This window comes from Methylocapsa polymorpha (assembly GCF_045689225.1).
Lineage (GTDB): Bacteria > Pseudomonadota > Alphaproteobacteria > Rhizobiales > Beijerinckiaceae > Methylocapsa > Methylocapsa polymorpha.
Genome location: NZ_CP136862.1, coordinates 3,820,861 through 3,833,630, shown reverse-complemented (window position 1 = coordinate 3,833,630; position 12,770 = coordinate 3,820,861). Strand labels below are relative to the sequence as shown.

Annotated in this window: 10 protein-coding genes; 4 read left to right on the top strand and 6 right to left on the bottom strand. The window is 60.5% G+C overall.

Features of this window, described 5'->3' with window-relative positions; all coding sequences use genetic code 11:
- Window positions 1-2 precede the first annotated feature (2 nt).
- The 3 genes from alr to hemB form a co-directional block, all read right to left on the bottom strand.
- Window positions 3-1,145, bottom strand: coding sequence for an alanine racemase (gene alr / locus RZS28_RS17650; RefSeq protein WP_407339030.1), 1,143 nt, complete (start codon window positions 1,143-1,145; stop codon window positions 3-5).
- Complete coding sequence (locus tag RZS28_RS17645; RefSeq protein ID WP_407339029.1) at window positions 1,142-2,650, bottom strand: replicative DNA helicase; 1,509 nt, start codon at window positions 2,648-2,650, stop codon at window positions 1,142-1,144. The genes alr and RZS28_RS17645 overlap by 4 nt, the downstream gene beginning before the upstream one ends.
- 326 nt (window positions 2,651-2,976) lie before the next feature.
- Complete coding sequence (gene hemB, locus RZS28_RS17640) at window positions 2,977-4,062, bottom strand: porphobilinogen synthase (RefSeq protein WP_407339028.1); 1,086 nt, start codon at window positions 4,060-4,062, stop codon at window positions 2,977-2,979.
- 240 nt (window positions 4,063-4,302) lie between these two features.
- On the opposite strand from hemB, the gene RZS28_RS17635 reads away from it, so the two are divergent.
- Complete coding sequence (locus tag RZS28_RS17635; RefSeq protein WP_407339027.1) at window positions 4,303-5,274, top strand: glutathione S-transferase family protein; 972 nt, start codon at window positions 4,303-4,305, stop codon at window positions 5,272-5,274.
- A gap of 237 nt (window positions 5,275-5,511) precedes the next feature.
- Here RZS28_RS17635 and RZS28_RS17630 read toward each other — a convergent pair whose 3' ends face one another.
- Complete coding sequence (locus tag RZS28_RS17630; RefSeq protein WP_407339026.1) at window positions 5,512-6,810, bottom strand: DNA polymerase IV; 1,299 nt, start codon at window positions 6,808-6,810, stop codon at window positions 5,512-5,514.
- Window positions 6,811-6,814: 4 nt separating this feature from the next.
- Entirely contained in the window at window positions 6,815-7,132 is a 318-nt protein-coding gene (locus tag RZS28_RS17625) for a DUF3572 domain-containing protein (protein WP_407339025.1), read from the bottom strand.
- Window positions 7,133-7,242: 110 nt separating this feature from the next.
- Between RZS28_RS17625 and RZS28_RS17620 the strand changes: the two genes are divergently transcribed.
- The 3 genes from RZS28_RS17620 (at window position 7,243) to RZS28_RS17610 (ending at window position 10,315) form a co-directional block, all read left to right on the top strand.
- Entirely contained in the window at window positions 7,243-7,614 is a 372-nt protein-coding gene (locus RZS28_RS17620) for a response regulator (RefSeq protein ID WP_407339024.1), read from the top strand.
- A 41-nt stretch (window positions 7,615-7,655) separates the two neighbouring features.
- Window positions 7,656-9,071 (top strand): PleD family two-component system response regulator, encoded by a 1,416-nt coding sequence (locus tag RZS28_RS17615; protein WP_407339023.1) that lies wholly within the window; start codon window positions 7,656-7,658, stop codon window positions 9,069-9,071.
- Between the two features lie 398 nt (window positions 9,072-9,469).
- Complete coding sequence (locus RZS28_RS17610) at window positions 9,470-10,315, top strand: PDZ domain-containing protein (RefSeq protein ID WP_407339022.1); 846 nt, start codon at window positions 9,470-9,472, stop codon at window positions 10,313-10,315.
- Window positions 10,316-10,378: 63 nt separating this feature from the next.
- Here RZS28_RS17610 and parE read toward each other — a convergent pair whose 3' ends face one another.
- Window positions 10,379-12,460, bottom strand: a complete 2,082-nt coding sequence (gene parE, locus RZS28_RS17605; RefSeq protein ID WP_407339021.1) for a DNA topoisomerase IV subunit B — start codon at window positions 12,458-12,460, stop codon at window positions 10,379-10,381.
- Between the last annotated feature and the right edge of the window lie 310 nt (window positions 12,461-12,770).

The window sequence follows — 12,770 nt, the reverse complement described above, 5'->3', positions numbered from 1 at the left end:
GCTCAAAGCCTGGTGTAGCGGCGATAAAAACGCCGCCCCAGATGGGTCAGAATTTCATATCCGATCGTGCCGGCGCGCGCCGCGAGCTCATCGATCGTAATCGTCGGCCCGATCAGCTCCACCATGTCGCCGCGCTGGGCGTTCGCTACTTCGGATATGTCGATGACGATCAGATCCATTGAGACATGTCCGACAAAAGGACAGCGCCGTCCGCTGACGAGAGCCTCGCCGCCCGCTCGCGCATTGCTTCCCATTGCGGCGTGCGGAACGCCATCGGCGTAGCCGGCGCTGATCGTCGCCAGCCGCCGTGGGCTTTTCGCCGTCCAGGCCCCCTCATAGCCGACTCTCTCGCCCGGCGCGACTTGATGAATCTGGTGGATTCGCGCCTCCAGCCGCACGACGCTCCGCATCGGATTGGGGCGCCCCGGAGTCGGATTGCCGCCGTAGAGGGCGTAACCGGGCCGGACAAGATCATAGAGCGGGCCTCGCTCCAGAAAGACGCCGGCGGAATTGGCCATCGATGCAGGGACGTCAAACCATCGCGCCCGCAATCTCTCGAAAATCTCGATCTGGTTTCTGGCTCTGTCGTCGTCGCCATGGCCGGTCCAGGAGAAATGGCTGAGCACAAGCGCGACATTCACGTGCTGCGTCAGGCACTCGGCGGCGTCGAAATCGACTTCCTTGAGGCCTAGCCGGTTCATTCCGGTGTCGATTTGCAGCGCGGCGGGCAGAGCGTCGCCGCCATCGGGCGTGCGGGCGCCGGAGAGCGCCGTGAACTGAAGCCACTCCTCGATTTCTGGCGCCGAGCCCAGCACCGGACGAAGCCCATGTTGTGCATAGGACGGCGCAGTTCCGGGGAGGAGTCCGTTCAAGACGTAGATCACGGCGTCGCGGGACAGCGCGCGGAGACGCCGGCCTTCAAAGACATGGGCGACGAAATAGGTCTTGCAGCCGGCGGCGTCGAGCGCTTGGACGACGGGCTCCATCCCGATCCCATAAGCGTCCGCTTTAACTACCGCGCCGCATTCAGCCGCGCCGCAGACGGCCTGAAGCGTGCGCCAATTGTCGACCAAGGCTTTGAGATCAATGCTGAGTATGGCGCCCGCTTCCTGGCGCGAAACGTCGAAGCCGCCGGCTGTCCTCATCGATGCTCCGGCAGGGCGTCCTCGCGCGCCAGGTTGGAAAACCGCGTCATTTCCGCCTCGAAAGCGAGCTCGACCGTGCCGGTCGGACCATGGCGCTGCTTGCTGATGATGATTTCGGCGCGGCCGTGCACGCGCTCCATGTCGGTCTGCCAGGCCAGGAACTCCTCGGTTCCTTCGCGCGGCTGCTTGTTGTTCAAGTAATATTCCTCACGATAGACGAAGAGGACGACGTCCGCGTCCTGCTCGATCGAGCCCGATTCACGCAAATCGGACAATTGCGGGCGTTTGTCGTCGCGGTTTTCCACTTGCCGCGACAATTGCGACAGCGCGATCACGGGAACGTTCAATTCCTTGGCCAAGGCTTTGAGCCCCGTCGTGATCTCGGTCACCTCCTGGACGCGGCTATCGCCGCGGGTCTTCGAGCCGCCGAGCAATTGAAGGTAATCGATGACGAGAACGTCGAGCCCGCGCTGTCGTTTGAGCCTTCGCGCGCGCGCCGTCAACTGGGCGATAGAGAGACCGCCCGTCTGGTCGATATAGAAGGGGATCGTCTGCATGTCCCGCGCGGCCTCAGCGAGGCGATGGAACTCGAGCTCGGTGATGTCGCCTCTCCTGATCTTGTAGGAGGCGACGCCAGCCTGCTCGGCTATGACGCGGGTGGCCAATTGCTCGGCGGACATTTCGAGCGAAAAGAAACCCACGACTCCGCCATTGGCGGTCTCCACAGTCCCATCCGGCTTGGGCCTCGGCTCATAGGCTTTTGCTATATTAAAAGCGATATTGGTCGCAAATGCGGTCTTGCCCATGCCGGGGCGGCCGGCGACGATCACGAGATCGGAGGCTTGCAGCCCGCCCATCTTGTGGTCGAGTTCTATGAGGCCGGTCGCGATCCCGGACAAGCGCCCGTCGCGCTCGAACGCCTTCGCCGCCATATCCACGGCGACCGTCAAGGCGTCGGAAAAGCGCTGAAACCCGCCTTCGTAGCGGCCGAACTCCGCGATCGAATAGAGTTTGCGCTCGGCTTCCTCGATCTGGTCGCGCGGGCTCGCGTCGACCGGCGCATCATAGGCGCCGTTCACGATGTCTTCGCCGATTAGAATCAAATCGCGCCGGACCGCGAGATCATGGATGGTGCGGCCGTAATTCTCGGCGTTGATGACGGTCGTTGCTTCTGCGGCGAGGCGCGCGAGATATTGCGGCGCAGTGATGCCGCCGAGATCATGATCGCCAAGAAAAGTCTTCACGGTGATCGGCGAGGCGAGCTTGCCGGCGCGGATGAGCTGCGAGGCGACATCGTAGATGCGCCGATGCAGCTCCTCGGAGAAATGCTCGGGCCTGAGGAAATCGGACACGCGATCGAAGGCGTCGTTATTGACGAGGATCGCGCCGAGCAATGCCTGTTCGGCCTCGATATTGTGCGGCGCAAGGCGAAAGCCGGGCTCTATTGCGGAATTCGCGCCGGCGGCAAAGCCGATTCTGTCGGCGGTATGATCGATCGTAGGCATTGGACTTTCTTGGATCCGCGCGCCGCGAGGCGGGGCCGAATCAGCTCGCATTCAAGCTGTCTTTGTCGCACGCCATCGCGGCGGAGAGGAGGGCATTTTTCTTAGGCGTGAGACCGGTCCCGCTGATCCCGCTATCCACACGAGGCGAAAATTTTCCGAAATAAATGCCTGGACAGGCGGGCGCTTTCATTGCCGCGAACAGAGCATGTTCAGCGCGGCAATGAGAGGAGAACGACATTCCCCGAAGCCAAAATTACGGCTCCGGGCGATTTCAGAAGGGAGGCAGTCCGGGAACGATTTGCCGCCAAGGCCGCAAACCGCCGGCCTCAGGCCAATTCCTTCAGCTTTTTCGCCGCACGTGGGGCAAAATAGGTCAGCACCGCGTCGGCGCCCGCGCGTTTGAACGCGAGCAGGCTTTCGAGCATGGCCTTGTCGCCGTCGATCCAGCCATTGTTCGCCGCCGCCATGATCATCGCGTATTCGCCGGAGACCTGATAGGCGAAGGTCGGCAGGCCGAAATGATCCTTCACCCGGAAGATCACGTCGAGATAGGGCAGGCCCGGCTTCACCATCACGATGTCGGCGCCTTCCTCGATGTCTTGCGCGACCTCGCGCAAAGCCTCGTCTGAATTCGCAGGGTCCATCTGATAGGTGCGCTTATCGCCGACGAGAATTGCGTTGGTGCCGATGGCGTCGCGGAAAGGCCCATAAAAGGCTGACGCGTATTTGGCGGCGTAAGATAAAATCTGCACAGCCTCGAAGCCATGCGCGTCGAGGGCGGCGCGGATCGCGCCGACGCGTCCATCCATCATGTCGGAGGGCGCTATAATGTCGGCGCCGGCGCGCGCCTGGTTCAGCGCCTGCTCGACGAGGACGATGACCGTTTCGTCGTTCAGGATCTCTTCGCCGCGCAAGAGGCCGTCATGGCCATGGCTCGTGTAAGGATCGAGCGCGACATCGGTGATAAGGCCTAGCTGCGGAATCTCTTTCTTGATCGCGTGCAAGGCGCGGCAGACGAGGTTGTCTGGGTTCAGCGCCTCGCTCGCTTTCTCATCGCGCAAGGCCGGGTCGGTGTTGGGAAACAGCGCGATCGCCGGAATGCCGAGCTCGGCGGCTTCGGCCGCGGCGCGCACGGCCTCGTCAATCGAAAGACGCTCTACGCCGGGCAGGGACGGTATCGGCTCCCGCAGATTTTCGCCTTCGCTCAGAAAGATCGGCCAGATGAGATCCGCCGCCGACAAAGTGTTTTCACGCACAAGCCGACGCGACCATTCGGCCTTGCGGTTGCGCCGCAGCCGCAAGCTGAGATCGAGCCTGTTCTGCTTCGCGCCGGCGGGCGCCGGGGCAGGGGGCGCGGCCTGCTCCTCCCGGAACGATTCGAATTTCGGTTTGGACGTGAGCGGCCAAATCATGCAGGACCCTCGAACGCGTGACGCTATAATGATCTCTGCCGGCAGCCAGATGGGATCACCCGACCGATTACGGAACTGCGGCGGATCAATTAAGTTGAAGCATGTCCCACAGACATGTGGGCTTTTCTGTAAGCTTTGCAGTCCGGCCTTGCAAGCTGAAGGCTCGGACTATTGTCCGCGCTGGAAGCGAACCCGGCGCGGCCTCGTTTAGGCTAGGCCCGAATTGAATTGAGGTGCGCGATGGGGCTGCTTGTCGACGGCGTTTGGCGTGACCATTGGTATGACACCGGCAAGACGGGCGGCCGCTTCGAGCGCGACGCCGCGAAATTTCGCAATTGGATTACGCCGGATGGCGCGCCGGGTCCGTCAGGGCAGGGCGGCTTCAAGGCCGAGGCGGGGCGTTATCATCTTTATGGCGCCTATTTCTGCCCTTGGGCGCATCGCACCTTGATCTTTCGCGAGCTGAAGGGCCTTACCGGATTTGTCTCGCTTTCGATCACGAATTGGCTGATGCGCGAGAACGGCATCACATTCGCTGACGGAGACGGAGTGATCGCCGATCCAATCCGTCACGCGCAATTTCTGTATGAGATCTACCGCGCCGCCGCGCCAACCTATTCGGGCCGCGTCACCGTGCCCGTCCTGTGGGACAAGGAAAAGCGGACGATCGTCTCGAACGAATCCTCCGAGATCATTCGGATGTTCAATTCCGCTTTTGACGGCGTCGGCGCCGCTGCGGGCGATTACTATCCTCAGGATTTGCGCGGAGAGATCGACGGACTCAATGCGCGCATCTATGACACGGTGAATAATGGAGTCTACAAGGCGGGCTTCGCGACGACGCAGGCCGCTTATGAAGAGGCCATCGGCCCCTTGTTCGCGAGTTTGGATTTTTTGGACGCGAGGCTCGCGGACCGCCGCTATCTCTGTGGCGACCGGCTAACCGAGGCGGACATTAGGCTGTTGACGACGCTTTTACGCTTCGACATCGTCTATGTCGGCCATTTCAAATGCAATATAAGGGGGATCGCTGATTACCCGAACCTTTTCGCCTATGTTCGCGATCTATATCAGACTGGCGGGATCGCTTCGACCTTTCGTCCCGATCATATCAAGCGGCATTATTATCAAAGCCATTTGCAGATCAATCCAACGGGCATTGTGCCGGTTGGGCCGGAGATTGATTTCACCGCGCCGCATGGGAGGGGATAGGCCGTTCCGCGCCAAACTTTTCTGCATTTGACCATTGGCCAATGTCAGATTTCGCCATTTACCTACGGCTGGCATTATTGGCGAGACGGATGCGAACCTGTCAAGGACGCGAGCTTCGCTCGCGCCGGCGAAGCCGGTGCTTTGCATCCTTGACAGGATCGATCCGCTCGCCAAACTGGCAGCCAAGAGATGAATGGCAAGTTGTGGTTTCCCGCGACAACGATCTGTCTACGGCATCTAATTCAGCTTTCGGTCTCTTCGTAGCGCAATCCCCTTCACAATCGCGCTTGAACCGAATTTCGCGCGAACCGCATCGATTGCTTTGTCTTCCGCCTTCTCCCGCGCGAGGCCTATGTCGACGAGATCGCCTTGATCGGCTTCCGCCGCCGGGCGAAGATCGCTGGCGCCTATGCCGATCAGCCGGAACCGCGCTCCCGCCGGCCCGATCGCAAGCTCCCGTGCGAGAAGGTCTCGCGCTGGCGCAAAAAGGCGCTTCGGCAATTGCGTCGCCGGAAGGCCGGAGAGGGCGCGGGTGCGGATCTTGAAATCGGTGGTCTTCAACTTCAAGGTGACGGCGCTTGTAGCGAACCCCGCCTGTTTCAAGCGCGCGCTGAGCGTCTCGGAGAGCCGGTAGAGAATGGGCGCGAGATCGTCGAGGCTCGCGAGATCGCTTTCGAATGTCGTCTCGGCCGAAATGCTTTTCGCCTCGCGCTCGATAGTGACTTTGCGCGCGTCAATCCCGCGCGCGAGCCGCCAGAGACGGCGACCCTCGGCCCCATAGCGCGCAGCCAAGAGCGCCTCGTCGCCGGCCTGGAGATCCCCCAGAATGCGAAACCCGTCTCGCGCGAGCCTCGCCTGCGTCTTGGCTCCGACGCCGGGAATGAGGCCGATCGGTCGCGGCTTCAAGAAACTCTCCGCCTCAGCGCGGCCGATAATGGAAAAGCCGCGCGGCTTATTGAGATCGGAGGCTATCTTCGCCAGAAACTTACAATAGGAGAGGCCGATCGACACGCTGATCCCGATCTCCGCCTCGATCTTTCGAGCGAAGCCCGCGAGGGTTTTCGCCGGGCTCGCGCGATGCAGCGCCGCTGTCCCGGCAAGGTCGAGGAAAGCCTCGTCGATCGAAACCGGCTCGACCAAAGGCGTGAGATCCTGCATGAGCGCGCGAATTTGCCGCGCGGCTCGAGAATATTTCGCCATGTCTGGAGCGATCACCACCGCGTCGGGACAGGCCTTCAGCGCCTGGAACATGGGCATGGCGGAATGGACGCCATAAGTCCGCGCGACATAGCAGGCGGTGGCGACGACGCCCCTTTTACCGCCGCCGACAATCAGGGGCCTATCGCAAAGCGCCGGATCGTCGCGCTTTTCGATCGCAGCGTAGAATGCGTCGCAGTCGACATGGGCGATCGACAGCGAGGCGAGTTCAGGATGTGCTATGATCCGAGGCGAGCTGCAGGATTGGCAGCGCCCCATTGGGGCTGGCTGCGCCGCCAGGCAATCCCGGCAAAACGCCTCGCGCAAGCCCGCCGCCATTGGTCTATTGCGTTTCCGTGGGCGGCGAGAGGCAGTCTCTGGCCTTTGCGATCATTGCCGGATCTTGGCCCGCATTGGCCGAAAAGGCGAGCAGCAAAGCTTCGTCCGCGGCGAGATGGTCGAGAACGCCGGCGAAAAATCCTGGCTCCGCTGCGGCCGCGCGCAAACCATCTCCCGTGAGGCCGGAAAGCGCGATGAACCGTTCGAGGCGCGCCGGCTCGGCGGCGATAAAGGTCAGGACGTCTATGGCGATAGCTTCCGCCGCCTCTCGCGTAAGTTGCGCCGATTTGGTCCTTGGAGCTGGAATTGCTCTATTTTGCATGAGGCCGATTTCCCTTTCGTCAATTTCTATCCGTTAAAGGTTGGAAGTATGATCGGACCGCCCCGGGTGGGGACTGTCCGCCGCCCCTAAGGGCGGAACAGGTTCACTCAATGCAAAAAAGCATTCTGATCGTAGAAGACAACGAATTGAACATGAAGCTGTTCAACGATCTTCTTGAAGCCCATGGCTATAAAACGGTGCAAACGCGCAGTGGCGTCGAAGCCTTGGAGCTCGCGCGCCTGCACAAGCCCAATCTCATTTTGATGGATATTCAATTGCCGGAAGTGTCCGGACTTCAAGTGACGCAATGGATCAAGGACGATGAAAATCTGCGCCATATTCCTGTGATCGCCATAACCGCATTCGCCATGAAGGGCGATGAGGAGAAGATCAGGCAGGGCGGCTGCGAGGCCTATCTTTCGAAGCCGATCTCCATCGTGAAATTCCTCGAAACCGTGCGCAATTACCTTCACGAACAATGACGTCGGCGCGCCGTTCGCAGCCAAGGAGGAGCGAGGAGAACATGACCGCCCGGGTTCTGGTCGTCGACGACATTCTTCCCAATCTCAAGCTTCTCGAGGCGCGCCTCACCGCCGAATATTTTGAGGTCCTGACGGTCACGAACGGGGCCGACGCTTTGAAAATTTGCGCCGACGGCCGATGCGACATCGTTCTTCTCGACGTCATGATGCCTGGGATGAATGGTTTCGAGGTCTGCCGCAGGTTGAAGCAGGACCCGGCCACCTCCCATATCCCTGTCGTCATGGTGACGGCGCTCGACCAGGCGTCGGACCGCGTGAGGGGGCTCGAGGCGGGCGCGGATGATTTCCTGACCAAGCCGATCGACGAGATTGCGCTTCTGGCCCGGGTCCGCTCCCTCTCGCGCCTGCGGCTCGTCCTGGATGAGCTGCGCGCCCGCGCCATGCGTTCGGCGAAACTCAAAATCGCCGATCCTCTCGCCAAAGCCATGGACGGCGGCGGCGCCAGAGGCCGCGTCATGCTCGTCGATGATCGCCGCTCCTCGGTGGAAGCGATGAGCGGCGCCTTGCGCGCCGATCACAATGTCGAGGTCGAAATCGATCCCCGGGCCGCGCTGCTCCGAGGCGGCGCCGGCGATTTGGATCTCTTCATTGTGAGTCTCGGCCTTGCTGGATATGACGCGCTGCGGCTCTGCAGTCAGATCAGATCGCTCGAGCGGACGCGCCACATTCCGGTGCTCGCGGTCGCGGAGCCGGAGGATCGCGACCGCATCCTGCAGGGCCTCGATCTCGGCGTGAATGATTTCATCCTGCGTCCCCTCGACCGCAATGAGTTCGTCGCGCGCGTGCGGACGCAAGTGCTGCGCAAGCGCTACGCCGATTGCCTGCGCGAGAATGTCGAGGCGTCGATCGAGATGGCTGTGGTCGATCCGCTGACGGGATTAAACAATCGCCGCTATCTTGACGGCTGCCTCGCGGATCTCGTCGATCGGGCGGTCCGCGACGCCCGGCCGCTCAGCGTGATGATCCTCGATATAGATCGTTTCAAAGCTGTCAATGACGCCTATGGGCATGAGGCGGGGGATCGGGTCTTGAAATCCTTCGCGGCGCGGGTGCGAAAGCTCATTCGCGGCGGGGATCTTTTCTGCCGCCTCAGCGGCGACGAATTCGTCGTGGTCATGCCCGAGACCGGGCTCGACGCAGGCGCCATGACCGCCGGGCGGGTTCGCGCCGGAGTCGCGGCGGAAAATTTCATCATTGCTGCTGATCGGCCGGCGATCCAGGTCACGGTCTCGATCGGCCTCGCGGAGAGCGCCGACGACGCGCCTCCCGAGCTTCTCCGCCGCGCCGACAAGGCTCTCTATTTGTCGAAGCAGCGTGGCCGCAATCGGATCTCGGCCAACTCTGGTCGGCTCGGCGCGGCGCCCTTCGGCGGGATGAGGGAGACAGCGATTTTTTGACCGTTCTCTTTACGATAAGGCGAGAACCAGCGGCCGGCCTCAATAAGCCGATTGCATTTTCTCCGCCGCGCGTTAACGTCGCTTCGCCGAGCCGCGATGAGGCGGCGTGGCACAGGCTCCTTTAAGAAAGCCTTAGCCGCGCCTCTGCGCATGTTCATGCGCAATCGGCGACTTGACTACAAAGATACCCTGCGGAGTGCTCAGGTCCGCCGCATCTCCTGGGTCCGTAGGGTCGGCCGGCGCGCAAGTGGAATGGAGTGGCCTCCTCGAAACGCCATTTGCCGCCGGCCACCTTCGCAGCGAAGAAGCGCGCGAGGGCTTTCGTATCCCCACGCATCCCTTTAGATACATTTGCTCAGCGTTTTTTGCTGACTATTTTGTCGTCCGGATTTTACGAAATGCTCGATTATCCTCGTGTAAAAGCGTCGCTTGTCGATCTGAGACATGGCAAAATTGGCTGGTTGCTTGTGGCGGTCTTTGTCAATTGGAGCGCATTTCCTGCGTCGGCCGAAGATCTTCCGAGAGTTGAAACAAGCGAATTTGATACAGCCATAAAGATTTATGGAAGAAGCCAGTACGATAACCCCATTGAAGGTCCATTCAAGCGCTGGCTTTTGAGGAGCTTCATAGATAAAAAAACCGGACATGTTACAACGCAACTTTATATAGCTCTAGGTAATACTAAGAACGCGTATACCTATAATGTTGCATCTGATGAGAATGCAAATGCGTTAAAGATAGTCGATATGATGTATTCGGCGGACGATGAAACGCTTGGAGTCCAATTAGACGAACGCGTGCTAATAAAATACATGTGGACCGGTTATCGTATACGCATATCCGCCCAGAGCGGGGAGCAGATCATATTCGTTATTTCACCTGAACAGATCAGGGCGCAGCTTGGAGCTATAACCGATACCGTAAGTGTTCTAAATGTCAGTATTTATCAAGGCGCGCCTCATATAGGGATGAAAGTGGTGCCGGTGGGATATTTTGCTTCCAGACAGTCCAATATCCAAGAAGGTCGTGGAATGCTGGTCGCGAATGTCGAAAAAGGCTCAGTCGCAGAGCAAGCCGGGATAGTGGCTGGCGATATTGTTATGAGCCTCGCTGGTGGGCCTGTTAATTCATATAATGCGCTAAACGATGCTTTAAAGCGTATTGGCAAGCAACAGAATATTCTTGTCGTCGTCGAACGGGATCGGCAACGACATGATATTCAACTCAATTTCCCCTCCCACTGAAGACCTCAGCGATGGCTGCTCGGCGGCCGCATCCCCTTCGTCTGTTTCGGCGAGTGATTTCCGTCAAACGACGAGTAATTCGGACACGTTGGCGAAGGCGGCCCGTTCCTGAATGAACGCGAAACGCGCGTCCGGCCGATTGCCCATCAAACGCTCCACCGAGTCGGATGTCCCTTCCTGATCCTCGGCGAGCACGATGACGCGCAGCAGATTGCGCTTCTTCGGGTCCATCGTCGTCTCTTTGAGCTGGGCCGGAAGCATTTCGCCTAACCCCTTGAACCGGCTGACCTCCACCTTTCCCTTACCGGCCAGCACCTTGGCGATCAATTCGTCGCGATGGGCTTCGTCGCGGGCGTAGACCTGTCGCGCCCCCTGGGTCAGCCGGTAGAGCGGCGGCACCGCGAGATAAAGATGGCCGGCCTCGACGAGCTTCGGCATTTGCCGGTAGAAAAAGGTGATCAGCAGGGAGGCGATATGGGCGCCGTCCACATCCGCGTCGGTCATGATGATCACCTTTTCGTAGCGAAGCTCGTCCTCCTTGTAATGCGAGCCGACGCCGCAGCCGAGCGCCTGAATAAGGTCGGCGAGCTGCTGATTGCCGGCGAGCTTGTCCCGCGTGGCGCTGGCGACATTCAAGATCTTGCCGCGCAAAGGCAATATCGCTTGATTGGCGCGATCGCGCGCTTGTTTCGCAGAGCCGCCGGCTGAATCTCCTTCGACGATAAATATTTCAGAGCCTTGTGACGAATTATTGGAGCAGTCCGCGAGCTTGCCAGGCAGCCTGAGCTTGCGGCTCGCGGTCTTGCGCGCGACATCCTTTTCGGCGCGGCGGCGAAGCCGCTCCTCGGCGCGCTCGACCGTCCAGTCGAGAAGCCGCAAAGCGTGCGAGGGCGAAGCGGCCAGCCAATGATCGAAGGCGTCGCGCAAGGTTCCTTCGACGATCCGCGAGGCTTCGCTGCTCATCAGCCGGCCCTTGTTCTGGCCTTGGAACTCCGGCTCGCGAAGGAAGACTGAGATAAGCGCCGCGCATGAGGCCATGATGTCGTCGCTGACGATCGCCGCCGCGCGCTTGGCCTGGCCGATCCGCTCGGCATGATCCTTGAGGCCGCGCAGCAGGGCCGTGCGCAGGCCGGCTTCATGCGCGCCGCCGTCCGGAGTCGGAATTGTGTTGCAATAGGAATGGACGAAGCCATCGTCGGCGCTGAGCCAGGCGAGCGCCCATTCGAGCGAGCCATGCCCGCCGGGCTTTTCGACCTTGCCCGCGAAAATTGGCTCGATGACGAGATCTTTGCCGTCTATATCCTGAGCCAGGTAATCCTTGAGGCCGCCGGGAAAGCGAAAGATCGCTTCGGCCGGAACATCGGCGGCCGCGTCGAGCCATTCGGGCGCGCAATGCCAGCGGATCTCGACGCCCCCGAAGAGATAGGCTTTCGCGCGGGCCATCTTGAACAGGCGCGCTGGGCGGAACTTCGCGCCTTTGCCGAAGATTTGCTCATCTGGCTTGAAACGGACCCGCGTGCCGCGCCGGTTCGGCGCCTTGCCGACTTGTTCGAGCTTGCCCTTCGGATGGCCGCGCTCGAAGACCTGCCGATAGAGGATCTGGCCCCGCGCCACCTCGACTTCGAGATGATCGGAAAGCGCGTTGACGACCGAGACGCCGACGCCATGCAAGCCGCCAGAGGTCTGATAGGCCCCCGAGTCGAATTTGCCGCCCGCATGCAGCGTCGTCATGATCACTTCGAGGGCGGATTTCTTCGGAAATTTCGGATGCGGATCGACCGGGATGCCGCGCCCATTGTCGGTCACCGCGAGAAAGCCCGACGCTTCATAATTGACGTCGATGAAGGAGGCATGGCCGGCGACCGCTTCATCCATCGCATTGTCGATGACCTCAGCGAAAAGATGGTGGAGCGCCGCCTCATCCGTCCCGCCAATATACATGCCGGGCCGGCGCCGGACAGGCTCGAGCCCCTCCAAGACCTCGATGGACGCGGCGGTATAGCCGGATTCTCCAGGCGTTTCGAGGCGCGCCGCCGCGGATTTCGCCGCCTCGGCCTTCGCGGCGAGCCCGGCGGCTTTCCCGTCCCGGCGGATGGGGGTCTGCTTTCGCGCCGCATTTCCGAAGAGATCGCCGCTATTCGCCATGGAGCCTGCCTTACGCGTTGATTCGTTTAAACGTAGCTTATACTGGAACTGGCCGCTAAAGAGAACAAAACAAAAACACAAACTGCGCTCATGATGCAGCCAAAGGATTAAGTTTGGTCGTTCGGCTCAGCGTCTTTACGCCATTCAACTGGGAGTTTTTTAATCTTCAGCGCCGCGATTGCGGGGAAGCTCGCCGAGGGCGCTTCTCGCTTCGACAGATTTATCCCGATGACCCAGTCCGGTGGGGACGCCCCAAGACATTTGCCTCCTCCAGCGCTCGCCGCGAAGCGTAGAAGCGGTGGGGCAAAGT